This is a genomic window from Streptomyces bathyalis (genome assembly GCF_015910445.1).
Lineage (GTDB): Bacteria > Actinomycetota > Actinomycetes > Streptomycetales > Streptomycetaceae > Streptomyces > Streptomyces bathyalis.
In genome coordinates, this window is record NZ_CP048882.1 from 4,217,385 (window position 1) to 4,242,222 (window position 24,838).

The 24,838-nt window shown below is 70.8% G+C and carries 23 protein-coding genes and 1 riboswitch; of the genes, 14 read left to right on the plus strand and 9 right to left on the minus strand.

Annotated elements, in window-relative coordinates:
- Positions 1–166 precede the first annotated feature (166 nt).
- Together G4Z16_RS18330 and G4Z16_RS18335 are read left to right on the plus strand one after the other, a co-directional pair.
- Positions 167–1,234, plus strand: coding sequence for a hypothetical protein (locus tag G4Z16_RS18330; protein WP_197351820.1), 1,068 nt, complete (start codon positions 167–169; stop codon positions 1,232–1,234).
- A 315-nt stretch (positions 1,235–1,549) separates the two neighbouring features.
- The gene (locus G4Z16_RS18335; protein WP_197351821.1) at positions 1,550–2,368 is read left to right on the plus strand and encodes an SAM-dependent methyltransferase; all 819 of its coding nucleotides are present in this window, start codon (positions 1,550–1,552) and stop codon (positions 2,366–2,368) included.
- A gap of 147 nt (positions 2,369–2,515) precedes the next feature.
- On the opposite strand, the gene G4Z16_RS18340 is transcribed toward G4Z16_RS18335, so the two are convergent.
- Complete coding sequence (locus G4Z16_RS18340) at positions 2,516–3,082, minus strand: TetR/AcrR family transcriptional regulator (RefSeq protein ID WP_246530929.1); 567 nt, start codon at positions 3,080–3,082, stop codon at positions 2,516–2,518.
- Positions 3,083–3,325: 243 nt separating this feature from the next.
- On the opposite strand from G4Z16_RS18340, the gene G4Z16_RS18345 reads away from it, so the two are divergent.
- The 6 genes from G4Z16_RS18345 to cobM all read left to right on the plus strand — a co-directional run bounded on the left by G4Z16_RS18345 (position 3,326) and on the right by cobM (position 9,225).
- Positions 3,326–4,117 carry an SDR family NAD(P)-dependent oxidoreductase gene (locus tag G4Z16_RS18345; RefSeq protein ID WP_197351823.1) on the plus strand — a complete coding sequence of 264 codons (792 nt, stop codon included), beginning with the start codon at positions 3,326–3,328 and terminating at the stop codon, positions 4,115–4,117.
- A gap of 384 nt (positions 4,118–4,501) precedes the next feature.
- On the plus strand, positions 4,502–5,404 hold the full coding sequence (locus G4Z16_RS18350) for a S1 family peptidase (protein WP_197351824.1): 903 nt from the start codon (positions 4,502–4,504) through the stop codon (positions 5,402–5,404).
- 230 nt (positions 5,405–5,634) lie between these two features.
- Positions 5,635–5,787, plus strand: coding sequence for a hypothetical protein (locus G4Z16_RS18355; RefSeq protein WP_197351825.1), 153 nt, complete (start codon positions 5,635–5,637; stop codon positions 5,785–5,787).
- 405 nt (positions 5,788–6,192) lie between these two features.
- Positions 6,193–6,963 carry a sulfite exporter TauE/SafE family protein gene (locus tag G4Z16_RS18360; RefSeq protein WP_197351826.1) on the plus strand — a complete coding sequence of 257 codons (771 nt, stop codon included), beginning with the start codon at positions 6,193–6,195 and terminating at the stop codon, positions 6,961–6,963.
- A gap of 184 nt (positions 6,964–7,147) precedes the next feature.
- Positions 7,148–8,383: a precorrin-6y C5,15-methyltransferase (decarboxylating) subunit CbiE gene (cbiE, locus tag G4Z16_RS18365; protein ID WP_246530930.1), complete on the plus strand. Its 1,236-nt coding sequence runs from the start codon at positions 7,148–7,150 to the stop codon at positions 8,381–8,383.
- 92 nt (positions 8,384–8,475) lie between these two features.
- The gene (gene cobM, locus G4Z16_RS18370; protein ID WP_197351827.1) at positions 8,476–9,225 is read left to right on the plus strand and encodes a precorrin-4 C(11)-methyltransferase; all 750 of its coding nucleotides are present in this window, start codon (positions 8,476–8,478) and stop codon (positions 9,223–9,225) included.
- A 13-nt stretch (positions 9,226–9,238) separates the two neighbouring features.
- Here cobM and G4Z16_RS18375 read toward each other — a convergent pair whose 3' ends face one another.
- Complete coding sequence (locus tag G4Z16_RS18375; RefSeq protein ID WP_197351828.1) at positions 9,239–10,354, minus strand: cobalt-precorrin-5B (C(1))-methyltransferase; 1,116 nt, start codon at positions 10,352–10,354, stop codon at positions 9,239–9,241.
- A gap of 17 nt (positions 10,355–10,371) precedes the next feature.
- Here G4Z16_RS18375 and G4Z16_RS18380 point away from each other — a divergent pair, with 17 nt between their 5' ends.
- Entirely contained in the window at positions 10,372–11,136 is a 765-nt protein-coding gene (locus G4Z16_RS18380; RefSeq protein ID WP_197351829.1) for a cobalt-precorrin-6A reductase, read from the plus strand.
- 98 nt (positions 11,137–11,234) lie between these two features.
- Here G4Z16_RS18380 and G4Z16_RS18385 read toward each other — a convergent pair whose 3' ends face one another.
- Positions 11,235–11,510, minus strand: coding sequence for a helix-turn-helix domain-containing protein (locus tag G4Z16_RS18385; protein ID WP_197351830.1), 276 nt, complete (start codon positions 11,508–11,510; stop codon positions 11,235–11,237).
- 62 nt (positions 11,511–11,572) lie between these two features.
- On the opposite strand from G4Z16_RS18385, the gene map reads away from it, so the two are divergent.
- Positions 11,573–12,340, plus strand: a complete 768-nt coding sequence (gene map / locus G4Z16_RS18390) for a type I methionyl aminopeptidase (protein ID WP_197351831.1) — start codon at positions 11,573–11,575, stop codon at positions 12,338–12,340.
- A 178-nt stretch (positions 12,341–12,518) separates the two neighbouring features.
- A complete protein-coding gene (locus G4Z16_RS18395) occupies positions 12,519–13,007 on the plus strand; it encodes a GNAT family N-acetyltransferase (RefSeq protein ID WP_425508172.1) in 489 nt (162 codons plus the stop codon).
- A 202-nt stretch (positions 13,008–13,209) separates the two neighbouring features.
- On the opposite strand, the gene G4Z16_RS18400 is transcribed toward G4Z16_RS18395, so the two are convergent.
- On the minus strand, positions 13,210–13,350 hold the full coding sequence (locus tag G4Z16_RS18400) for a hypothetical protein (RefSeq protein WP_197351833.1): 141 nt from the start codon (positions 13,348–13,350) through the stop codon (positions 13,210–13,212).
- A gap of 71 nt (positions 13,351–13,421) precedes the next feature.
- The gene (locus tag G4Z16_RS18405; RefSeq protein WP_197351834.1) at positions 13,422–14,105 is read right to left on the minus strand and encodes a haloacid dehalogenase type II; all 684 of its coding nucleotides are present in this window, start codon (positions 14,103–14,105) and stop codon (positions 13,422–13,424) included.
- 142 nt (positions 14,106–14,247) lie between these two features.
- On the opposite strand from G4Z16_RS18405, the gene G4Z16_RS18410 reads away from it, so the two are divergent.
- On the plus strand, positions 14,248–14,898 hold the full coding sequence (locus tag G4Z16_RS18410) for a CGNR zinc finger domain-containing protein (protein ID WP_197351835.1): 651 nt from the start codon (positions 14,248–14,250) through the stop codon (positions 14,896–14,898).
- 46 nt (positions 14,899–14,944) lie between these two features.
- On the opposite strand, the gene G4Z16_RS18415 is transcribed toward G4Z16_RS18410, so the two are convergent.
- Together G4Z16_RS18415 and G4Z16_RS18420 are read right to left on the minus strand one after the other, a co-directional pair.
- Positions 14,945–15,733 (minus strand): hypothetical protein, encoded by a 789-nt coding sequence (locus G4Z16_RS18415; RefSeq protein ID WP_246530931.1) that lies wholly within the window; start codon positions 15,731–15,733, stop codon positions 14,945–14,947.
- Between the two features lie 194 nt (positions 15,734–15,927).
- Positions 15,928–17,460, minus strand: coding sequence for a precorrin-2 C(20)-methyltransferase (locus G4Z16_RS18420; protein WP_197351836.1), 1,533 nt, complete (start codon positions 17,458–17,460; stop codon positions 15,928–15,930).
- Positions 17,461–17,639: 179 nt separating this feature from the next.
- On the opposite strand from G4Z16_RS18420, the gene G4Z16_RS18425 reads away from it, so the two are divergent.
- Positions 17,640–18,866, plus strand: a complete 1,227-nt coding sequence (locus tag G4Z16_RS18425) for an RNA-guided endonuclease InsQ/TnpB family protein (RefSeq protein ID WP_197351837.1) — start codon at positions 17,640–17,642, stop codon at positions 18,864–18,866.
- A gap of 95 nt (positions 18,867–18,961) precedes the next feature.
- Here G4Z16_RS18425 and G4Z16_RS18430 read toward each other — a convergent pair whose 3' ends face one another.
- Positions 18,962–19,588 (minus strand): precorrin-8X methylmutase, encoded by a 627-nt coding sequence (locus G4Z16_RS18430; RefSeq protein ID WP_197354734.1) that lies wholly within the window; start codon positions 19,586–19,588, stop codon positions 18,962–18,964.
- Between the two features lie 11 nt (positions 19,589–19,599).
- Complete coding sequence (locus tag G4Z16_RS18435; protein ID WP_197351838.1) at positions 19,600–20,946, minus strand: nitrite/sulfite reductase; 1,347 nt, start codon at positions 20,944–20,946, stop codon at positions 19,600–19,602.
- 46 nt (positions 20,947–20,992) lie between these two features.
- Positions 20,993–21,144, plus strand: a riboswitch (cobalamin riboswitch).
- A gap of 35 nt (positions 21,145–21,179) precedes the next feature.
- Between G4Z16_RS18435 and cobN the strand changes: the two genes are divergently transcribed.
- Complete coding sequence (gene cobN, locus G4Z16_RS18440) at positions 21,180–24,797, plus strand: cobaltochelatase subunit CobN (protein WP_197351839.1); 3,618 nt, start codon at positions 21,180–21,182, stop codon at positions 24,795–24,797.
- Positions 24,798–24,838 lie beyond the last annotated feature (41 nt).

Genomic DNA, 24,838 nt, shown 5'->3' on the forward strand with positions numbered 1-24,838 from the left:
TGGAGGTCTGCGAGGGGGCTGGGGCCGTTCGGCGGTGGGCCAGGTGAGGCTGCCGTCACCTGGGGCTACGGATGAGACGTCATCTCAGCACCCCGGCTCCTCCAGCATTGCCGCTGGCTGCCGGTGACGTGCCGTTTCACTCTCCAGTCTCGAGGGAGTCGTAGCGATGAAGAACGTCTTGCGGTCCGGTGCCGTGGCGGCCGCGTTCGGTGTGGGGCTGTCCCTTGCGGTCCTGCCGACCGGGTCGGCGAAAGCAGCGGCCGGTGCTCATGTGCGGTGCAACGACATCACCGGCCTGGTGAACGCGATCAACCGGGCCAACGCCAGCCCCAATGCCGGCCGCATCACGCTCGCACCCCACTGCACCTACAACCTGACCACCCCCGACAATGCCGACGACGGGCTTCCGGAGATCACCGGGAACGTGACGATCACCGGCCGGGACACCACCATCCGGCGTGCCCCGAGTGCGACGCAGGACTTCCGCATCCTGCACGTCGTCTCCGGCGGCACCCTCACCCTGAACTCGCTCACCGTCAGCAACGGCCGCGTGGGCGCCACCCTCTCCGGCGGCGGCATCGCGAACACCAACGGCACGCTGAACCTGAACCGCACGGTCGTCAGGAACAACCTTGCCGGCACGGGTGGCGGCATCGGCAACAGCGGTGGACGGATCGACCTCGACCGCAGCACCGTCGAGCGCAACACCGCAAGCAGCTTCGGCGGTGGAATCGTCAACGGCGGCAACGGCACGATGACGATGAAGGGCGGGGCCCTGCTCAGGAACCGTGCAGTCACCGGTCCTGGCGGCGGTCTGGAAAACATCGGGGGCACCGCGTCCCTGGACTCCGTATCGGTCAGGGGGAACACGGCCACGATCGGTGGCGGCCTCCGCAACACGAATGCCTCGACCCTGCACCTGAGGTCGACCACTGTCCGCGACAACATCGCCGTGTCGGGCGCGGGTATCTCGAACAACTCCGTGCTCGGCACCAGTACCGTCACGCTGGTACGGAGCCTGGTCACGCGCAACACGGCGATCACCGCCGGTGGCGGCATCCTCAATGAACCGGGCGGTCAGGTCACGCTCACCGACAGCAGGGTCGTCCGCAACAGGCCGGACAACTGCAGCCCCGCGGGCAGCGTGCCCGGATGCACCAACCCCGCGACCGTCGTCACACCTCCCGCCTCGCAACTCGCGCCGCCTGCCAAGGACAACAAGGTCCGCAAGTAGGTCGCCGGGAACGGGACGGACACGGCCACCAGCCTTTGACCAACTCCCGTACGGCCGGGGCCCGATGGACCTCGCGGCAACACAGGTGAACGGCAAGAGCGGCAACTCCGGTGAACGACAAGGAGGGTGGGACCCACTCGCTGGGTCCCACCCTTTCTCTGCGCGCGCTGGTCATTCGCGTGATCTCACTGCACGCAGCACCCCTGCCAGGCGGGCGGGGAGGCGCAGATCCCGAAATCCCGGACCGGTCCCGGGAACCACCGCTCTCTCCTACGATGACGCTTCGCAACCCGCGCCGACGGAAAGGCAGTTGTCATGACCGAGGCCTCTTCCGAAGTGGATCAGTCGAAGCCGAGTATCGCCCGGGTCTACGACTATCTCCTCGGCGGCAAGGACAACTACGAGGCGGACCGTGCCATCGGGGACAAGTTCAAGAACGATCTGCCCGGGTCGGTGGCCATCGCGCACGCCAACCGGCAGAACCTGATACGCGCCGTGCGGGAGATCGCGCTCGCGGGGATCGACCAGTTCATCGACATCGGCAGCGGGCTGCCGACCGCGGACAACGTCCACCAGGTCGCGCAACGCCACGCCCCCGACGCCCGCGTCGTCTACATCGACAGCGACCCCATCGTCCTCGCCCACGGCCGCGCCCTGCTCGAGGACAACCCGGGCACCCGCGTCGTCCCAGCCGATGGCCGGGACCCCCGGAGCATCCGAGAGCATCCGGACACCACCGGCCTGATCGACTTCGAGCGTCCCGTGGCCGTGATCCACAGCGCCGTCCTGCACCACTTCAACGACGACGAGGGCCCCGGCGCGATCGTCCGCTACTGGCAGGAGCAGGTCCTCTCGGGCAGCTACTTCTTCATCTCCCACTTCCGCAGCGGCGACAACCCGGAGACCCTCGAGGCCGAGGCGGTGCTCCAAGCCACCTTCGGCCGCGGGCGATGGCGGACCGACGAGGAGATCCGTTCCCTCTTCGACGGCCTGGAGATCCTTGAGCCGGGCATCGTGCCCTGCTCCCTGTGGCGGCCCGACTCGGCAGGGGAGTTGACCAGCATCAGCTCGTCAGAACACGAGCTGTCCGTCTGGGAGCGGCTCATCGTGGGAGGCCTGGCACGCAAGCCCTGAGGTCGCGCACGCCCTGAGGCCGCGCACGCCCTGAGACCGCGGCTCGGCGGTGTCGGGCGCCGTTCGGTGACGCGGTGACGTGGCGACGCGGGAGCCCGGACAGGCACCAATTACCGCTGCGTGCCGACGAGTTGCGGCAGGCGCACGTCAGTCGCCGTGCAACCCGGGCAGGAGAACCAGCAGCGCGTCGACGAGTTCCTCGGCGGGTGATCCGGTTGCCAGGCGGCGCAGTTGCTGGCCGAAGACGAGGGCCACACAGGTACGTGCGAGCCGTTCGGCATCCGGCACGCCGAGCCCGGTCAGGATCTGGGCGGCGAGCTGGTCGTACGCGTCGAAACAGTCGGTTGCCGCGGCCCGCAGCCGCTCGTCGCGGCCTGCCTGGATGTACAGCTCGAAGGGTGCGATGTGCCTGCTGTCGAACTCGGTGCCGCCCGCGACCTGGGCGACCATCGCTGCGGCGCCGTCGAGGTCGATCACTTGCGCCTGGCACTGATCGGCGAGCTCGGCGAGACGCCGGGTCTCCTCCGCGACGAAGTGCAACAGGCTCTCGCGCAGCAACTCGTGCTGCGTCTCGAAGTGGTACGTGACGGAGCCGAGGGAGATCGCGGCCTCCGTGGCGATCCGCCGGTTGGTGACGCCTGCGATGCCGTCCTGTCCGATGATGCGCAGGACCGCGTCGATGATTCGCTGGCGGGTCTCGGAGGCCTTGGGCACGCGGATCATTGTTCCATTCGAGTCCCTGCCGCATGAGCGGCAGCTGTCGGCTCACCGATAGGCAGCGTCCGATGGCGAGTTGGGTGGCCCGGAGGCGGCCTCGTCGACTCCGGCTTCGTCGGACGTGCCGCCCGTCCGAGCTCCGATCCGAGCTCCGAGCCGAGCCGTTCAAAGGCCCGCCGTGGCCGTGCCGTTCCCCATATATTGTTCGTTCGAACGAACAATATATGGGAGGCCTGAACCATGCGCATCACCGGATCAACCGTTCTGCTCACCGGCGCCACGGGCGGTATCGGCCACGCCCTCGCGCGTGAACTCACAGCCAGGGGAGCCAAGTTGGTTGTCTCCGGGCGCCGTGCCGATGCCCTGGAGTCGATCGCGGACGAGTTCGGCGCCCGCGCCGTCGTCGCAGATCTCGCCGACCCGGCCGACGTCGACCGTCTCGCCGAAAGCTGTGCCGACACCGACATCCTCATAGCCAACGCCGCCCTCCCCTCCAGCGGCGATCTCCTCGACTACACACCCGAGCAGATCGACCGGGCCCTGACCGTCAATCTCCGCGCCCCGATCGTCCTGGCCCGGCTCCTCGCCCCGCGCATGGTCGGGGCGGGGCGGGGCCACATCGCCATGATCGGCTCCATCTCCGGCAAGGCGGCCACCAAGTCCTCGTCCCTCTACAACGCGACCAAGTTCGGTCTGCGCGGCTTCGCGGCCGGCTTCCGGCAGGACCTGCACGGAACAGGAGTGGGAGTCTCCGTCGTTCAGCCCGGCTTCGTACGTGATGCGGGCATGTTCGCGGCGACGGGCGCCACACCGCCCGGCGGCATGCGCACGGTCTCTCCCGCACAGGTCGCGGCGGGCGTTACGCGTGCCGTCGAACGGGATCTGTGCGAACTCAACGTCGCCCCGCCGGAGATGAGGCTGCTCAGCGCCATCGCGGGGCAGTTCCCCGGCTTCGCGGAGAAGGTCCAGCGCCGCTCCGGCGCCGAAGGCACGATCAGGCAGATCGTGGCCGCCCAGCGCAGTAAGCGGTGACAGGGGGCCGACCACGACGCTCGCCGGTGCTGTCCCGGTGGCCGGTCCGATCGGCCGTCGTCGTGGTCAACTCCCGGTCCTGGCACGGCTGATCACCCGGTTCATCCTCACGCGGACCCCGGTGTCCTGTCGTCCGCACGTCCTTCCGCTTCGTCACTTTTTCTCACCCTCACAACTGTCTTGTCAGAAAACAGCACTACAGAAGGGGTTAGATCAGTCAAAACATGAATCACAACGGACAAGCCTCTTGTCTTTCGGTTCGGGGGCACCAAATACTCCCTCTCGGCGCTTGTCATGGGCACGAGAGCCACAGCTCCGCCGTGCCCATGACTGCGCCGTACGGGCCCGTGAAACGGGTCCCCGATTCCCCTCCTGGAGGCATTAGTGAGGATCAGGCGCATCACCCCCACCACGGGCACCCAGAGACGCATCCGGCTGATCGCCATCGCGTCCGGACTGGTCGCCGCTGCAGCGCTCACCACGCCTGCCGTTGCTGCCGACGCCCCCACCCCCCGGTTCAGCGCCTCCCAGCTGTCCGCGGCGAGTGACGCGGTGCTCGACGCCGACGTCGCCGGCACCGCGTGGCACGTGGACAAGAAGACCGACACCCTCGTCGTCACGGCGGACAGCACCGTCTCCCGCGCCGAGATAGCCAAGATCAAGAAGGCGACCGGCTCCGAGGCCGCGGCCCTGAAGATCGAGCGCACTCCTGGCAAGATCCGCAAGCTGCTCCAGGGCGGCGACGCCATCTACGCCAGCAGCTGGCGCTGCTCGGCGGGCTTCAACGTCCGCAGCGGCACCACGTACTACATCGTCACCGCCGGGCACTGCACGGACGGCGCCGGCACGTGGTGGTCCAACTCGGCCCGCACCTCCACGATCGGCCCGACCGTCGGGTCGAGCTTCCCGGTCAACGACTACGGCCTCATCCGCTACAGCTCCGCGTCCGCCAGCCACCCTGGCACCGCGGGAGGCGCCGACATCACCAGCGCGGCCAACGCCACAGTCGGGATGTCCGTCACCCGGCACGGCAGCACGACAGGCACCCACAGCGGCACCGTCACCGGCCTGAACGCCACCGTGAACTACGGAGGCGGCGACATCGTCTACGGCATGATCCAGACGAACGTCTGTGCCGAGCCGGGCGACAGCGGCGGCTCGCTGCGTTCGGGGAGCAGGGCCATCGGCCTGACCTCGGGCGGCAGTGGCAACTGCTCCTCGGGCGGTACGACGTTCTTCCAGCCCGTCACCGAAGCGCTCAACGCCTATGGCGTCAGCGTGTACTGATGTGAACTGACGGCACTGTCACCGTCGGCACGAGCCCGGGTCGAGCATCGACCCGGGCTCTGTCGGTTCCACCCGGCGAAGCCGGGGCCCCTGGCCCGCTGTACCGGCCGCGGTCGATCAGACCAACCTGGGGCGCTCGTGGGTGAAGCCGTGACGAGCGCACAACGCCCGGGACGCCCGTCGGCGGCTGGGTCAACGCGAGAGCCCCCCGCCACGTCACCGACGTATCGGTGGCCTCCAACACCCGGGACGTCGCCGGCGGGCCGGTGTTCATCTCCGTGCTGACCAAGAACGGACGGGCCTGGGAGGGCTCGTGCGCCGCCACCGCCGGCCAGCCGCTCGGGCCGTGCACGTTCACGCAACTGCCCAGGCCGCCCCACTGACCGGAGGCGAGCACCCCAACTCCCATGAGCGGTCACCTCATCGCGTCGCTCGCGTGCGATGACGCAGCTGGTCTTCTCTTGCCGTCGAACCCCGGTGCCAGTGGTCGCGCCGGGGTTCGGCGATTTCCGAACGGCTGGTGGCCCGGCTCGCTCGGGGCCGGGCGGGACCGAGGTGACGCGGCCGAGCGCATCGATCGTGGGTCGGTTCGCGTGGCCGCCTGCCCGGGACGCTCCCGTGCCGCAGCGGATGGGCGCGTGGCCGGGCCGGGGGCGGCGGAGGGGCGGATCTTGATCGTCCCTACACTGGCACGAGCTGCTCGTTGTGGGGCTTGACCGGGGGAGGGCCCTTCCGTTGGAGGTCATGGAGACCATCGATCGCATGACCGCGGCTCGGGCGGTCCGGTCATGACGGGCCTCGACGACATTGCGCTGCTGGCCGCCGCAGGGGTCATCGCCGGGCTTGTCGGGTCGGCGGGCGGCATCACTTCGTTGCTCTCCTATCCCGCCCTGCTGGCCGTGGGCCTTCCCGCTCTGTCGGCGAACGTGACCAACCTCGTGGCGGGCGTGGCCTGCTGGCCCGGCGCGGCTCTCGCCTCCCAGCCCGAGCTGGCGGGACGGGGACGGTGGCTGCGCCGCTGGGTGCTGCTGTCGGCCCTCGGCGGAGCGATGGGTTCGGTGCTGTTGCTGTCCACGCCGCCGGGGACGTTCGCTCGCGTGGTGCCGTTCCTGGTGGCCGCCGGTTCGCTTGCTCTGCTCGTACAGCCCTGGCTCGTCGGCGACGCGTCGAGGCGCCGGCACGGTCACACCTCGGGGGTGCGGGGTGCGGTTCTTCCCGTGGGGCTGATCGCGGTGTCCGTGTACGGCGGCTATTTCGGCGCCGGGTCCGGCGTGATGACCCTCGCTCTCCTGCTGATCACGGCCGAGCCACACATGGCCACCGCCAACGCCCTGAAGAACATGCTCATCGGCGCCCTGACACTCGTCTCGGCCCTCGTCTTCGCTGTCTTCGGACCCGTCGACTGGGTGGCGGTGCTGCCGCTGGGCCTCGGCATGTTCATCGGCTCCACGCTCGGCCCGAGGGTTGCCCGCCGACTGCCGGCCACGCTGCTGCGCTGGCTGGTCGCACTGATCGGTATCGGCCTCGCCATCCAGCTGTGGATCAACCCGGGCGAATAGGATCCGATCCGCATCCCGCTGATGCGGCCCCTTCGGGTGACGTTCGACAGGCGCCGGACAGGCCGGCGTCGCTCTCCTGACGAGCAACTGGGCCGCTCGGAGCCGAGCCCCGGCAGGGGCGCGGAGCCGCGGCTCAGTAGAGTGCGACTCGGTCCCCCCGTTCAGAGCCCCTAGGAATCAGGCAGTGACCAGTGCATCCCCGGCAGCGCCGGACGTGACCGTCGTCGGGATCGGGGCGGACGGCTGGGACGGACTTCCCGGAGCATCGCGCGCCGCGCTCAGCGGGGCCGACGTGCTCATCGGTGGCGGGCGCCAGCTGGCGTTGCTGCCGCCGGAGTGCGAGGGGGAGCGGGTCAGCTGGCCTTCGCCTCTGCGCCCCGCAGTGCCCGGCCTGATCGCGGAACACGCCGGCCGACGCATCGCCGTCCTCGCCAGCGGCGATCCCTCCTTCTACGGGATCGGAAAGCTGCTGGGCGAGGAGCTCGGCCGGGAGCGGCTGCGAATCCTGCCGCACCCGTCGTCCGTCTCCTACGCGTGCGCCCGGCTCGGCTGGCCGCTGGAGGACACCGAGGTCGTCACCCTCGTCGGCCGTCCCGCCGCACGGCTCACGGCCGCCCTGCACGAGGGGCGGCGGCTGCTGGTGCTCAGTGCAGGCACCGGAACCCCCGGCGAGGTGGCCGAGTTGCTGCGTGACCGCGGGTTCGGTCCGAGCCGGATGCGTGTGCTCGAACAGCTCGGCAGCGAGCGAGAGCGCGTCACGTCGGTGACCACGGCCGAGGAGTGGCCCGGTACATCCGTCGACGCCCTGAACATCGTCGCCGTCGAGTGCCGCCGCGCCCCGGACGCGCTGCGGCTCGGTGCCGTTCCCGGGCTGCCGGACGACGCGTACGAGCACGACGGGCAGCTCACCAAGCGGTACGTGCGCGCCGCCACGCTCGGCGCGCTGGCTCCCGCCCCCGGCGAACTGCTCTGGGACGTCGGCGCGGGCTCCGGCTCGATCTGCGTCGAGTGGATGCGCACGCACCCGTCGTGCGCGGCCGTGGCGGTCGAGCGTGATCCCGTACGCGCGGAGCGCATCCAACGCAACGCGGACCGCCTCGGCGTGCCCGGCCTGCGCGTCGTGACCGGTACCGCACCGGAGAGCCTGACCCAACTGCCCACTCCCGACGCGGTGTTCATCGGAGGCGGACTCACCGCGCCCGGTCTGCTCGAAGCATGCTGGGACCGGCTGCCGGGCGGCGGGCGGCTCGTCGTCAACACCGTGACACTGGAGTCGGAGGCGTTGCTGGCCCAGTGGCACAAGCGGCTCGGCGGGGACCTGGTGCGGCTGTCGGTGGCACACGCCGCGCCCGTCGGCGGTTTCACCGGGTGGCGGCAGGCGATGCCCATCACCCAGTGGGCCGTCGAGAGGGCGCCCTGACCCCAAGCCGCTGCCCCTTTCGGAAACCCCTGACAGGCCCGACCGATCCAGGCCACCACGCACACGCACACCACAGCACCAGGAGCAGACAAGTGACCGTGTACTTCATCGGCGCCGGACCCGGCGCCGCGGACCTGATCACCGTGCGCGGCGCCCGTACGCTCGCGGCCTGCCAGGTCTGCCTGTACGCAGGCAGCCTGGTGCCGCCGGAACTGCTCGCCGAATGCCCGCCGGACGCAAGGCTGGTGGACACCGCGCAGCTCAACCTGGACGAGATCACGCAGGAGTTGACCGGCGCCCACAAGGACGGTCACGACGTGGCGAGGCTGCACTCGGGCGATCCGTCCGTCTTCAGCGCCGTCGCCGAGCAGATGCGCAGGCTCGACGCGGCGGGCGTGCCCTACGAGATCGTCCCCGGGGTGCCTGCCTTCGCCGCGGCCGCCGCCGCCCTGAAGCGGGAGCTCACGGTGCCGACGGTGGGCCAGACCGTCATCCTGACCCGGATCGCGAACCGCGCCACCGCGATGCCCGAGAAGGAGGACCTGGCGACCCTCGGCCGCAGCGGGGCGCTGATCGTGCTGCATCTCGCCGCCAAGTACGTGGACCGTGTGGTCGACGAGCTGCTGCCGCACTACGGTGCCGACTGCCCCGCCGCCGTCGTCGCGTACGCCAGCCGCCCCGACGAGCAGGTGCTGCGCGGCACGCTCGGGGAGATCGCGGAGTCGGTGAAGGCGGCGGGCATCGTCCGTACCGCCGTCATCATGGTCGGACGCACACTCGCCGCCGAGCAGTTCGGCGACAGCCATCTGTACTCGCCGGAACGGGAGCGGCACGTCTGCTGAGCGTTCCGCCCGACTACGCGCGGCTGCTGCGGCCGACGACCGTGCCGGCACGGTCGATGCAGATCACATCCACGTCGATCGGTGCCTCGCGCAGCACGGACAGGGCCTGATCGCGGGCGGCCACCGCCACCAGATCCCCCAGCGGCACCCCCGCCGCGGCGCACAACTCCAGTGCCGCCAGGCCGGTGTTGGCGTCGGCGACCTCGCGGCACAGCGCGTCGTCCCCGCCGCCGTCGCGGGCGAGCCGGGCGAGGAACGCCTTGTCGACCTGGGAGCGTCCCGAGTGCAGGTCCAGATGCCCGGCCGCGAGCTTCGACAGCTTGGCGAAACCGCCGCAGAGCGTGAGCCGGTCCACGGGGTGGCGCCGCAGGTACTTCAGCACCGCCCCCGCGAAGTCGCCCATGTCGAGCAGGGCGTCCTCGGGCAGGTGGTACTCGGAGACGACGGTCTTCTCCGAGGTGGAGCCCGTGCACCCGGCGACGTGGGTGCGTCCGGCGGCACGTGCCACGTCCACCCCCCGCCGGATCGAGTCGATCCACGCCGAGCAGGAGTAGGGCACGACCACGCCGGTGGTGCCGAGTATCGACAGCCCGCCGAGGATTCCGAGCCGGGGGTTCCAGGTGGAGCGGGCGATCTCCTCACCATGGTCCACGGAGAGGGTGACTTCGACATCGCCGCCCGCTCCGTGCGTGTCAGCGACGAGCGCGACGTGGTCGCGGATCAGCTGCCGCGGTACGGGATTGATCGCTGGTTCCCCGACGGGCAGGGGCAGTCCGGGACGGGTGACCGTCCCGACCCCCGGACCCGCCTTGAAGATCACACCCTGGCCGTCCGGCAGCCGCCGCACCGTGGCCCGCACCAGCGCGCCGTGCGTGACGTCCGGATCGTCCCCCGCGTCCTTCACGATCCCCGCCATGGCGTGCGCATCGGTCAGCTCCTCCGCCGCCAGCGCGAACGACGGCGTGTGCCCCTTGGGCAGCGTGATCGTGACCGGGTCGGGGAAGTCGCCCGTCAGCAGCGCGGTGTAGGCGGCGGTGGCAGCGGCGGTCGCGCAGGCACCGGTCGTCCAGCCGGGCCGAAGCCCGGTGTGCTTGAGTTGGGCACCGCGCCCACCCTTCGCCTCACTCATGAATGGACCCGGACTCCGTGCACGTGCTCCTTCTCGGGGGAACGACCGAGGCCCGGCGCCTGGCCGAGATGCTGAACGCCCAGGCGCCGCACCTGCGGGTGACGTCCTCGCTGGCCGGCAGGGTCGCCTCTCCGCGCAGCCTGCCGGGGCAGGTGCGTATCGGCGGCTTCGGCGGCGCGGACGGGCTCGCCAGGTGGCTGCGCGAGCACGATGTGGATGCACTCATCGACGCCACCCACCCCTTCGCCGGGACGATCAGTTTCAACGCGGCGCACGCGGCCGCCGTCACCCATACTCCGCTGCTGGCTCTGCGCCGCCCAGGCTGGGTCCCCGTCGAGGGGGACGACTGGCATCCGGCCGGTTCCCTGGAGGAAGCCGCAGCCGTGCTGCCCACGCTCGGCAGCCGGGTCTTCCTCACCACCGGACGCATGGGTCTCGCCGCCTTCGCGGCACTGGACGAGCTGTGGTTCCTCGTGCGGTCGGTCGACCCGCCCGAGGCGCCTCACCCGCGCAGCATGGAAGCGCTGCTGGAACGGGGACCCTTCGACCTCGACGGCGAGCGCGAACTGCTGCGCCGCTTCCGCATCGACGTCGTCGTCACCAAGGACAGCGGCGGCTCGGGCACCGCGCCGAAGCTCGTCGCGGCGCGCGAGGCGGGCGTCCCGGTGGTCGTGGTGCGCAGGCCGCCCGTGCCCGAGGAGGTCCCCGTCACGGCCGAGCCCGAGCAGGCCCTCGAGTGGCTGATTGGGCACCTCGACGGCACCGACGGCATTGTGGCGTAAGGCAGTTGAGAAACCCGGCACTCCCGAGCCGTCACAGGAACATCCGCCCGTCGCTCAGTTGCATCCGTCCTTCGGCCGGACGGCGGGGTTCCTGACGTTCACGCCGACATGGCCCGGCCACCGCTGTCGGCTTCCTTCGCGCAGGCTGCCGCCAGGTCGTCGAGCGACAGGTCCAGCGCGTGGGCCAGGGCCGCCACGGTGAAGAAGGCCGGGGTCGGGGCCCGGCCGGTCTCGATCTTGCGGAGGGTCTCCGCGGACACCCCGGCCGCCGCTGCCACGTCCACCATGCTGCGGTCGCCACGGGCCTCGCGGAGCAGGGTGCCGAACCGCTCTCCGCGTAGCCGCTCCTGCGGGCTCAAGGGAACTCTCACCATGCCCGTGATACTAATACCGGTATAAGAATTGGGTAGCGTCGCATCGCGGGGAGTCACGGCACATGGTGGAGATCAAGACCGGCACGGCACTGGAGGCGATGCGTGAAGCCGGACGCGTCGTGGCCGACGCCCTCGCGGCAGCCCGCCGATCGGCAGCCGTGGGGGTCCGCCTGCGCGAGCTCGACGAGGCCGCACGCACCGTCCTGGCCAAGGCCGGGGCGCGCTCCCCGTTCCTCGGCTACCGGCCCTCCTTCGCACCCACCCCCTTCCCCGCGGTGATCTGCGCGTCCGTCAACGACGCCCTCGTGCACGGCATCCCCGGCGACCACCGCCTGCGCGACGGCGACCTGGTCAGCATCGACTGCGGAGCCGAGCTCGACGGCTGGACCGGCGACGCCGCGATCAGCTTCACCGTCGGCACCGCCCGTCCGGCCGACCTGGAACTCATCGACGCCACCCAGCGGGCACTGGATGCCGGCATCGCCGCCGCCACCGTCGGCAACCGCATCGGAGACATCTCCCACGCCATCGGCGCCGTCGCCCGCACGGCTGAATGCGGCATGCCGACGGACTTCGGCGGTCACGGCATCGGCCGCCGGATGCACGAGGATCCCCACGTCCCCAACCACGGAAGGCCCGGGCGCGGCTTCCCCCTGCGTCACGGCCTCACCCTCGCCATCGAGCCCATGCTCATGGCCGGAGGGCGCAACGAGTACCGCACCGACCCCGACGGCTGGACCCTGCGGACGATCGACGGCAGCCGCGCCGCCCACATCGAGCACACCATCGCCGTCACCGAGGACGGCCCCCGCATTCTCACGCTGCCCTGACCTCGAACCCGCTCGCGCGCGGCAGCGCGCGGCGCCGGACGACGCCGGCCGCCGGCCGAACTCACCGCGCCCGCAGGAGACTTCGGGAGCCGGAGACTAAACTGCCGACGTGCACGAAACCCCACATGACATACGAATCCGACCGGGCGGCATCGCCGACGCACCGGCCGTGCTGGACATGCTCGACTCCGCGGTGGTCTGGATGAACGAACGCGGAAACACCGAGCAGTGGGGCACCACACCGTGGTCGGAGAGGCCCGGGCGAGTTGAGCGGGTCGAGCGGTACACGTCCGAGATGACCCCGTACATCGCGGAGTTGGACGGAACACCCGCCGGAGTCCTGGTGCTGGACTCCGGCCCCAGCTCACAGATGCCGATCGAGCCGGCCGGTGAACCGGAGCAGTACGTACGGCTGTTGGTCTCCCACCGGCGGTTCGCCGGACTGGGCATCGGTGCGGCGCTGCTCGTCCATGCCGCCGAGGAGGCCCGGCGTACGGGAGTGGATCTGCTGCGGGTCGACTGCTGGGCAGGCGGCGGGGGCGAGTTGGTGAGGTTCTACGAGCGCAACGGCTTCACTCCGACCGATCGCTTCCTGCACGGGACCTGGCCCGGACAGGTGCTGGCCCGACGGGTCGGCGTCCGCGCCGCTCGGTCCGGTACGGCCTGAGCAGTTCCGTTCGGATCAATGGCGGACCGGAGGAGATCCCGGCGATGGGGGCCGGCGAAGTAGTCGCGTGTGGTTGGTCCGTAGCGGGTGGCGAGACCGCGCGCCGCTGGACGGTGTTGCGCTGCCGCTTACCCTGCGCTCGACGGCGGCGGGTGGTCTGCCCCCCGGCTGCCGCGCCGCAGGCGGTGCACTGTTTCGCCGGTCAGTCGCTGAGCCCCGCCGCCTCGACGCGCTGGACGAGGTCGGTGATCAGCGAGATGATCTCGGGCCACAGTGCGCGGGGCATGTCGTGGCCCATGCCGTCGACGACCACCAGCTCGGCGCCGGTGACTTTCCGAGGCATGATCGTCCGGCTCGCCCGCCGGGCCCCTTCTCGCGGGCCCGGGCCAGATCAGATGATCCGAACGAAACGGCCTAGGCGAGTTGCCCGGCCAGGCCGGCCAGGTCATCCGCGTGCAGGTCGAACCGGTCCGAGGATGCGGGCGGGTCACCGATGGGGCGGGCGACGTAGGCGGTGCGCAGGCCGAGTTCCTGCGCACCACGCAGGTCCCATGCGTGGGTGGCGACCATCAGCAGCCGCTCGGGCGGTAGTCCGGAGGCGGTGACGGCCAGCTCGTAGACCGCCGGGTGCGGCTTGTAGGTCCGGGCGTCCTCGGCTGACAGGGCCTGGTGCCAGCGCAGTCCCGCGTGGGCGTTGATTCCCAGCAGCGCGGTCCGGCTCGCGTTGGAGAGTCCGATCAGCGGGAACCGTTCGGCGAGCCGGGCGAGCCCTGACACGGTGTCCGGCCATGCCGGGAGCCGGCGCCCTGACAGGGCCAGCGTCTCCACGGCGGCCGGGTCCTCGACTCCGGCGGCGTCGGCAACGAGCCGGGCGGCTTCCCGGTCGAGCGCGTCGCTGGTGGCGTAGGGCCGCGAGCCGTCGAGAATGCGGCGCTGCTCCCGGTCGATGTGCTGCTGCCAGAGCGACAGGAGCTGCTTGGTCCTCGCATCGTCGAGCGACGGGCCGAGTTCGCTGATGCCGGCGCGGATACCGGCGGGTTCGTCGACGAGGGTGCCCAGCACGTCGAACACGAGGACGTCGATCTTCAGCTCTGACATGGGCGAGGTCTCCTCGACGTAGCAGAAGCAGATGCGTGGGCGGCAGCCGTCACCCCTCACCCACGCAGCCAGTCCGGAGCGAGCCGGCCACACAAATGTAAGGGGTAAAGTGACAGTTAGCCGAGGGGCTGAGCATGGAGAGTTGGAGGCTCGCAAACGGATGCACGTGGCGCTGGACGACTACGCCTGGGCGGCGGGAGTCGCGACCGAGCTGGTCAACACCACCGCAGAGGTCTGGCGCGGCGAGGACCGCCTGCCCGACCCGGCCGCTCTCGTCGCCTTCTGCGACCTGCACGCCCAGCGGTCCGGAAGCGATGACGTCCCGGGCGCGCTGTCCGCCCTCGCCCGCCGCGGACGCGCAGCCGGCCTGCAGGCGGTCCACGCACTCCGGACGACCGTGCGCGACCTGATCGATCACCCCGACCGGGACCACCTCGTCCCCGGCGCGACCACGCTCACCTCATCCGCGCAGGGCCTCACCCTGCTTCCCGACCCCGCACACGAGAACCGCGCACGCTGGGCCGCCCCGCTCCGCGACGGAGCAACCGTCGCCGACGCCCTCTCACTGGTCTGCGGGATCGGCATCCTCGGCGTCCTGCACACCCTGGGCGAGCAGCGGTTCCGCGCGTGCTCCGCGCCCACCTGCCGGGGAGCGTTCATCGACACCACCCGGCCCGGTCGCCGCCGTTACTGCATGCCGGGTCTGTGCGGCAACCGCGTCAACGTCGCCAACCACCGCGCCCGTCGAGCCGCAACGCGCGATGGGCGCACCGGCTCCGAGCGGGGCTCATGAGTGAGCGACCGGCGCTCCCGACTACCTCAACGTCTGACGCGGCGCATCACCATCCGCCTTTGAAGAAGCCCAGGAGCGCCGGTGCCGGGTCGGCTGTGACGGTGACGTTCGCCCAAGCGACAACGATGACGGCCGGCGCCAACAAGGCGGAGAGAAGACCGAACGACCTGAACACGCGCCGCGTTCGCCTGTCGGACGCCCCTGTCCTCGCGATCCTCCTGAACGACACCACACTCATGCCGATGAGGACGGCCGCCAAGATCGTGGCGGTCACGACTCTCACCGCGTGGAATCGGGAAAAGTCGCCGACCATCACCTTGAGGGCAGGCGGAGTTCGGGCACCGGTGTCCGGATAGTCGGCCAGGTGCTGCCTGACTTGATGGAGCGTATCGGCGAGCTCCCCGTGGGACGCGTGGACCGGCAGCATCGACATCACTGAGGAGAAAGGCGCCATCGCATCCTGGAAGTTGCCCTCTACCGTCACCAGCGAGAACAGCGCGAGCGCCGTGACGATGGCCCCGGCCGACGCGAGAGTTGCCCTGCTTCCCGCACCGAGCCCGCCGGCCCGCAGAAATGCCTTCCAGAGAAGAACGCCGAGCGCAATGAGCACGATCAGCAAGATCGCGGCGATCACGGCCTTGACCAGGTGGTAGTAGAACCAGTATTCGACAAGCCTCTTCAAGCCCGGGGGGAGGTTCCGGTCGCCGGAACTCCAGTAGTCGACGAACGACTCGGAGAGGCTGTCGATGAAGTTGCGCTGATCGCCGAAGCCGCCGCCCGACATGCTCGCCGCCACTGGGCGGGGCGCGAAGATGAAGGCGGGGACGAGGGCCACGGCGAGAGCGACGAGCACAATGAGTGCGCGACCGGAGATACCTGCGGATCGAAACGGTCCGTGCGCGCCGGTGGGTCGTGACGTCGTTGACATGTCGTTGACCATTTCGCGCGGGCGCTGCCCGGTCACTGCGGTTTGCCTCCCGCTCGGGGTATGGCAGGCCACCCCCCGGCCATGATCCGCCGGACAGGCCCCTAGTCCGCCTCACCCGGCGAATACCGGCGCGGTGTCCAGACGATCGTCTCGCCGTTCCCGCGCCGTACGGTCCGGCTCTGGGAGGAGCCGACGATGAGGATCGTGCGCATGCCCACCTCCTCCGGTTCCAGATCGGCGAGGTGCACGATCCGTACCGTCTCGTCCGGTCCGCCGACGTCCGTGGCCACGACGACCGGCGTGTCCGGCGCCCGGTGTTGCAGCAGCAGTTCCCGGGCCTTGCCCACCTGCCAAGTGCGGCTCTGCGACCCGGGGTTGTAGAGAGCGAGCACCAGGTCAGCGGCTGCGGCGGCGTGCAGGCGCTGGGCGATGACGTCCCAGGGCTTGAGCCGGTCGGAGAGCGAGATGCTGGCGTAGTCGTGTCCGAGGGGCGCGCCCGCGCGGGCCGCGGCGGCGTTGGCGGCGGTCACGCCCGGCAGGACCCGCACCGGGACATGCGCGTACCGGTCCTGCGACGCCGCTTCCAGCACCGCGGTGGCCATCGCGAACACCCCCGGGTCGCCTCCCGAGACGACGGCCACGCGCCGGCCGCGTCGCGCCAGGTCCAGGGCGAATTCGGCGCGTTCGGACTCCACGCGGTTGCCCGTGCTGTGGCGGCCCTGACCGGGACGTACCGGAACGCGGTCCAGATAGGTCGTGTAGCCGACGAGCTCGTCGGCCGCGGCCAGGGTGCCGCGAGTCTCCGGGGTGAGCCACAAGGGGCCAGCCGGACCGGTGCCCACGACGGCGACCTCGCCCGGCTCCCGCTTCTGTTCCGGCTCCGGCTCCGGCGGTTTCGCGCCGGCCCGGCTCGGCAGCACGGCCACCGAGAAGTACGGCACCGAACCCGCCTCCACGTCGGCCAGGTTGCCGGTGCGCTCCCCGGCCATCGTCGCCCGCTCCACATACCGGGCCTCTGCCAGGCGTCCCGAATTCTCCAGCGCCTGGCGGGTCTTGGCGAACGTACGGCCGAGCTTCATCACCACGGCCGGATCGGCGGAGGCCATGCGTGCCGTGAGCTCCTCCTCCGGCAGGGTTCCGGGGAGGATCGTCAGCACCTCCTCGCCCTCGGCCAGCGGCGTGCCCAGCCGGGCCGCCGCGGCGCTTACGGAGGTGACGCCAGGAATGACCTCGGTGGGGTAGCGGTCGGCGAGCCGCTTGTGCATGTGCATGTACGAGCCGTAGAAGAGCGGATCCCCCTCCGCGAGCACCGCGACGCTGCGGCCCGCGTCGAGGTGCGCGGCAAGGCGGCCCGACGCCTCGGTGTAGAACTCCTCCAACGCGCCCCGGTAGCCGCCGGGATGGTCGGTGCCCTCGGTGGTCACCGGGTAGACGAGGGCCTCTTCGATGTGGTCGTCGCGGATGTGCCGGGCTGCGATCGAGCGGGCGATGGACCTCTTGTGCCGGGCGCTGTGGTAGGCGATCACGTCCGCCTCGGCGATGACTTCGATGGCACGTACGGTCATCAGCGACGGGTCGCCGGGACCGAGCCCGACACCGTAGAGCCTGCCGGCGGTCTGCGTGGTCTCGGTCACCGGATTCCTCCGAGGATGCCGCGGCCTTCGGGCCAGGGAAGAATCGGACTCCTGTGGTGCAGGGCAGAGGCAGCCGTATCGCCGCCCGGGCGATACGGCGTCCACTCCGCACGGAAGTGAGCGAGCCCGCCTTGATCACGAACTCTCATCTGTCAGTCCTCCCGGATAGTTTGAGGATCATGACGACAGCGATGCAGACGGTGGAGGGTGCCGAGCACGCCCGGTACACCTACCGCCTGCGGGTGTCGTCCACTGCGCAGGCCGCCCTGGAGGCGGAGTGGGCTCGCTGCCGGTGGCTGTGGAATGAGTGTGTTGCGAAGTCGAAGGCCGTGCACGCACGCAACAAGGCCCATCCCGAGGGGAAGTTGACCTGTGGTCCTGGCCAGCTCGACAGGATGCTGACCGAGACCCGCGGTCGCACGTCGTGGCTTTCGGCGGGTGCGTCGGTTCCTCAGCAGCAGGTCATACGCGACTTCGCGAAGTCGCGGGCCAAGGCCTTGAAGGACATCAAAGCCCGGCTGCCGATGCGGCAGCGCGCAGGGATGCCGACGTTCAAGAAGAAGCGCGAGGCCGACCTCAGCCTGAACTACACCCGCCGCGGCTTCCGGCTGAAGGAGGGCCGCCTGCACCTGGCCGGCGGGATCGTGGTCAGGCCCGTGTGGTCCCGGGAGCTGCCCGAGCCGCCGTCCAGCGCGCGGGTGTACCGAGACAGCCTCGGCCACTGGTACGTGAGCTTCGTGGCCGCCGCCACCACCGAGCAATTGCCCGAAATCGGCGCCGTGATCGGTATCGACTGGGGCGTGGCCCAGACCGCCACCACCACCTCCCACGCGCACGACCTGCCCCACCCGCAGTACGGCAAGACCGCGCCGCAGAAGCTCGCGAAGTACCAGCGGATGATGGCGAGGCGTAAGCCGAAGAAGGGGCAGACCGCGTCGAAGGGCTACCGGGAGGCGAAGCGGCAGGCGGCGAAGCTGCACAAGAAGCTCGCACGCCAGCGGCAGGACACTGGACGCAAGTGGGCCAAGCAGGTCGTGCGTGACCACGACGCGATCGCGGTGGAGGACTTCCGGCCGAAATTCCTCGCGAAGACCACCATGGCCCGCAAGGCCGCCGACGCCGCGATCAGGGCGACCAAGTGCTCGCTGGTCGAGATGGGCCGCAAGCACGGCCGGGCCGTGCACCTGGTCAATCCCGCGCACACCACCATGGACTGCGCGCACTGCATGACGAGAGCCAAGCATGCATTGCCGCTGGGTGAGCGCACTTATACCTGCACCGCGTGCGGAGCTGTCCTTGAGAGAGACAAGAATTCCGCGTATGTGATGCTGATCCGGGCGGGTCTGAGCCCGGCAGGTGTTGAGGGTGTAAGACCTCCGGGGCCGCCGGCCCCGGAGGCTGCCTGAGCCTGGAATCCGGCAGACGCTTGACGGCACCCCGCAAGGGGCGCACGTCCGCAAGGACGAGCGGGAATCCCCCGACTTCAGGCGGATCGGAGCAGTCAATCTTCCTCGCTCGATATCGCGTTGAGCGCTGCGGCGGCGATGGCGCTGCCTCCGCGCCGCCCGCGCACGACCAGGTGTTCAAGACGGGACGGGTGGGAGGCGAGCGCGTCCTTGGACTCGGCGGCGCCGACGAAGCCGACGGGGACGCCGATGACGGCGGCCGGCCTGGGGGCGCCCTGCTCGATCATCTCCAGGAGCCGGAAGAGAGCGGTGGGCGCGTTGCCGAAGGCGACGACCGCTCCCTCCATGCGGTCCCGCCACAGTTCGAGAGCGGCGGCGGTGCGGGTGGTGCCCATCTCCGCGGCGAGTCCGGGCACGGACGGGTCGGAAAGGGCGCACACCACCTCGTTGTCCGCGGGCAGCCTCCTGCGCGTGACGCCGCTGGCGACCATGGAGGTGTCGCAGAGGATGGGCGCACCCGCCCGCAGGGCTTCGCGGCCGCGGGCCACGACCGCCGGGGTGTGGACGATGTCGCGTACGAGATCGACCATTCCGCAGGCGTGGATCATGCGGACGACGACCTGGCTGACGTCCGGAGGCAGCGCTTCGAGATCCGCCTCGGCCCGGATGGTGGCGAAGGACTGCCGGTAGATGGCGGCGCCGTCCTTCTCGTAGTCGAACACTGTGCTCCCACTCATCGCTTCACGGGTGTCGGGGCTTTCGGGCCGCTCTTGCGTGCTTCAGCGACGTCGGCGGCGACTCGGGCACGGCTGGTCGTGGTCGCGGAACGGACGCGGCCGTCGCACACGACCGAGACCCGGTAGCCCTCCGGGACCGCCACCACCTCCACGCGGTCGCCGCGCGGGTGGCCGCAGCGGCGCTCGCACCCCGACCAGTACACGGGCAGCTGTCCGGAGCCCGTGAGTGCTGCCGCGTCGGAGCGGACGTCGGCCAGCGACTTGGCGCAGCCCGGCCGTCCGATGCAGGAGCCCACTCCGACCCGGGGCGAGTCGGGGTCGGTGATCAGGCCGGCGTTCGCGAGCGTGCGCATCAGCTCATCGGCACCGGCACCGGCCCCGGGGACGACGGGCACGACGAGGCCGCGCCACGGTGTCAGCCGCAGCTCCCGGTGCCCTGCCCGCGCGGCGACGGAGACGACTGCATCCCACTGGGCGGCGTCGATCCGGCCCATCGGGGCGAGCACCGACAGCGCCGCCTCACCGTGAGGACCGGTGACCACGCCGGGAAGGGGTGCGGACGCGCGGGTCCCGGGCGGCTCCACGGAGGTCGTCGCGGCTACGCCCCTCTCGTCGAGGCGGCGGACGACCGCGTCCGTCAACTCCCTGGGCCCGTCCGGTAGTTCACCGATCCGCCAGGCCTCTCCGCGCATCGCTGCCGACGTCTGAAGAAACGCTTCGGCTGCGAGGAGCGCGGCCAGAGGCCCATCGGACGACGGGACTTGGACGGCGGGCGAGTGCCACGAGCCGATGCGCAGCCGCGCCGAGCCGTTCCCGCCGGAGGTCAGCGTGAGGTCGGCCGCCAGCTCCGCCGTGTCTCCGCGGCCGTCGTCGAGAGCGAAGAGGAACCGCCCGGACAGGGCGTGAGCAGACTCACTCGCGCACAGCGTGCCGTCCAACGCGCGCAGCCAGGGCCGGAGATCGCCGTGCCCGTGGCCGTCGAGACCGGCCAGCGGCGAGGCGACGATGTTGCGGACGCGTTCGTGGCGGTGCGACGGAAGCAGACCGGCGTCGCCGAGAAGCTGCGCCAACTCCCGTCCACAGCCCGGCCCGAGACCCCGCAGCTGCACATTGCCACGGGAGGTGAGGTGCAGATCCCCGTCGCCGAACCGCCGTGAAACAGCCGCCAGCGCCTCTGCCCGGCGGACGTCGAGAATCCCGCCGGGCACGCGTACGCGGGCGAGCGCGCCGTCGTCCGCCTCGTGGAGTCGCAAGGCCCCCGGGCATGCGTCGCCGCGGTCCCGAATCGGCTTCGTGTCCTGGGCAAATGCCCGGACCGGGGCGGTACACATGGCGGCGAGCATACCCACCGCCGTACCGGGCCGTATGTCCCGCATTCCGACTGTGACCCTTACTATGCCTCTCGGTGGGCCGGCAGGTCCGCCACCGCCACAGACGGCGACATGGGAGGAAGCCCGGTGCGAATCCGGCGCGGTCCCGCCACTGTGACCCTGGCCATGGAGGCCGGGCGAGCCAGGAACTCCCGCCGTCAAACACCACCCGGGGCGCGGACACCCCGAGGAAGGCCAGACGCCGCGTGATTCTTCTGCTGTCGACGTCCGACACCGATCTGCTCAGTGCCCGCGCCTCGGACGGGCCGGTCTCCTACCGGTTCGCGAACCCGTCCCGGCTGCCCCTCGACGAACTGCCCGCCCTGCTCGACGGCGTGGACCTCGTCGTCATACGGCTCCTCGGCGGCATCCGCGCCTGGGAGGACGGCCTCGACCAACTCCTCGGTGACGGGCGCCCCGTTGTCGTCCTCACCGGTGAACAGGCCCCCGACGCACAGCTCATGGCCGCCTCGACGGTCCCCGTGGGCATCGCCGCTGAGGCCCACGCCTATCTGGCCCACGGTGGGCCCGCCAACCTCGAACAGCTCGGCCGCTTCCTCTCCGACACCGTGCTCCTGACGGGCCACGGCTTCGAACCCCCCTCGCCCGCCCCCAGTTGGGGACCACTGGTCCGGGAGGCGAAGGACACGGACGGCCCGACCGTCGCCGTGCTCTACTACCGCGCACACCACATGAGCGGCAACACCGGCTTCGTCGAGGCCCTTTGCGGCGCCATCGAGCAGGCCGGTGCCCGTCCGCTGCCGCTCTACGTGGCCTCGCTCCGCGCGCCGGAGCCCGAACTCATCGACGAACTGCGCGCCGCGGATGCCATCGTCACCACCGTCCTCGCCGCCGGCGGCACCCGGCCCGCCGAGGCCTCCGCCGGTGAGGACGACGAGTCCTGGGACGCGGGTGCCCTCACGGGCCTGGACGTGCCGATCCTCCAGGCCCTGTGCCTGACGGGATCGAGGAGCGCCTGGGAGGACAACGACGAGGGCGTCTCCCCGATGGATGCCGCGAGCCAGATCGCCGTGCCGGAGTTCGACGGACGGCTCATCACCGTGCCGTTCTCCTTCAAGGAGGTCGACGAGGACGGGCTGCCCTCCTACGTCGCCGACCCCGAACGCGCCGCCCGGGCCGCGGGAATCGCCGTGCGTCACGCCCGGCTGGGCCGAATACCCGCCGCAGGCAAGCGTCTTGCGCTGGTGCTCTCCGCGTACCCCACCAAGCACTCCAGGATCGGAAACGCCGTCGGGCTGGACACACCCGCGAGCGCCGTGGCCCTGCTGCGACGGCTGCGCGAGGAGGGATACGACTTCGGCCCCGAGGAGGAGATCCCCGGCCTGGTCTCCGGCGACGGCGACGAACTGATCCGGGCCCTGATCGACGCCGGCGGCCACGACCAGGAATGGCTCACCGAGGAGCAGTTGGCGCGGAACCCCGTGCGCATCCCGGCAGCCGACTACCGGCGCTGGTACGCCACACTGCCCGAAGAACTGCGCAGTTCCGTCGAGGAGCACTGGGGACCGCCGCCCGGCGAGATGTTCGTCGACCGCAGCCGGAACCCCGACGGCGACATCGTCCTCGCCGCCCTGCGCCGGGGCAATCTGCTCATCCTCATCCAGCCGCCCCGCGGCTTCGGGGAGAACCCGATCGCGATCTACCACGATCCCGATCTGCCGCCCTCGCACCACTACTTGGCCGCCTACCGCTGGATCGCCGCCCCCACGGACGAGGGGGGATTCGGTGCCGACGCGATGATCCACCTCGGCAAGCACGGCAACCTGGAGTGGCTGCCCGGTAAGAACGCCGGGCTGTCCCCGGCCTGCGCCCCCGACGCCGCGCTCGGTGACGTCCCCCTGATCTACCCGTTCCTCGTCAACGACCCCGGCGAGGGCACCCAGGCCAAGCGCCGCGTCCATGCCACGCTCGTCGACCATCTCGTACCGCCCATGGCGCGCGCCGACTCCTACGGCGACATCGCGCGACTGGAGCAACTCCTCGACGAATACGCGCAGATCGCCTCGATGGACCCGCCGAAGCTCCCCGCGATCCGCGCACAGATCTGGACCCTCATCCAGGCGGCGAGGCTCGACCACGACCTCGGCCTCGAGGAGCGCCCCGACGACGACGGCTTCGACGACTTCCTGCTCCACGTCGACGGCTGGCTGTGCGAGGTCAAGGACGCCCAGATCCGCGACGGCCTGCACGTCCTGGGACAGGCACCCTCGGGCTCCGTACGCGTCGACCTCGTCCTGGCGGTGCTGCGCGCACGCCAGATCTGGGGCGGCTCGACGACGCTGCCCGGCCTGCGTGAGGCGCTCGGCCTCGACGAGTCCGCCGCCACCCGTACCACCGCCGACGAGGCGGAGGAGACCGCACGCGCCCTCGTCCAGGCGATGGAGGACGCCGGCTGGGACCCGGCCGCCGTACCCGACGGCCACGGTGAACAGGTCGCGCGGATCCTCTCGTTCGCCGCCCGCGAGGTCGTTCCGCGGCTGGCCGCCACCACCGACGAGCTCGACAACTGCCTGCACGCCCTGGGCGGCGGGTTCGTCCCCGCGGGACCGTCCGGATCACCCCTGCGCGGCCTCGTCAACGTCCTGCCGACCGGCCGCAACTTCTACTCCGTCGACCCCAAGGCCGTCCCGTCGCGCCTCGCTTGGGAGACCGGGCAGGCCCTGGCCGACTCGCTCCTGACGCGGTACCGCGACGACAACTGGGGGTCCCCCCGGCCGGAGGCTGGGGGAGGCTGGCCGACGTCCGTGGGGCTCTCCCTGTGGGGCACGAGCGCCATGCGCACCGCCGGCGACGACATCGCCGAGGCCCTGGCCCTGCTGGGCATCCGACCCGTATGGGACGACGCCTCCCGACGCGTCACCGGCCTGGAGCCGATACCGCTCGACGAGCTCGGCCGTCCCCGCATCGACGTCACGCTCCGCATCTCGGGCTTCTTCCGCGACGCGTTCCCGCACGCCGTCGCCCTGCTCGACGACGCCGTGCGACTGGCCGCCTCGCTCGACGAACCGCACGAGGACAACCACGTACGTGCCCACACGCAGGAGGAGTTGGCCGACCACGGCGACGAACGGCGCGCCACCACCCGCATCTTCGGCTCCCGCCCGGGTACGTACGGAGCCGGCCTGCTCCAGCTGATCGACTCCCGCGACTGGCGCACCGACGCCGACCTCGCGGAGGTCTACACGGCGTGGGGCGGTTACGCCTACGGACGGGACCTCGACGGCCGCCCGGCGCGTGCGGAGATGGAGACGGCTTACGGGCGCATCGCCGTGGCCGCCAAGAACACCGACACCCGCGAACACGACATCGCCGACTCCGACGACTACTTCCAGTACCACGGCGGCATGGTCGCGACGGTACGGGCGCTGCGCGGCACCGCACCCGAGGCGTACATCGGCGACTCCACCCGCCCCGAGACCGTGCGCACGCGCAGCCTCCTCGAAGAGACCTCACGCGTCTTCCGCTCCCGGGTGGTCAACCCCAAGTGGATCGAAGCCATGCGCCGCCACGGCTACAAGGGCGCCTTCGAACTCGCCGCCACCGTCGACTACCTCTTCGGCTACGACGCCACCACCGACGTCGTCGCCGACTGGATGTACGACAAGCTCACCGAGACCTACGTGCTGGATCCGGTCAACCGCGAATTCCTCGAACAGGCCAATCCCTGGGCGCTGCACGGCATCGCGGAACGTCTCCTGGAAGCGCAGTCGCGCGGCATGTGGGCCAAGCCCGACCCCGCGATGCTCGAGGCGCTGCGCGAGGTCTATCTGGAGGCCGAGGGAAATCTGGAGGGCGACGACTGAGCCCGTGGTGAACCGGGCCGGGGCGGCCGGGCTCCCTCGCC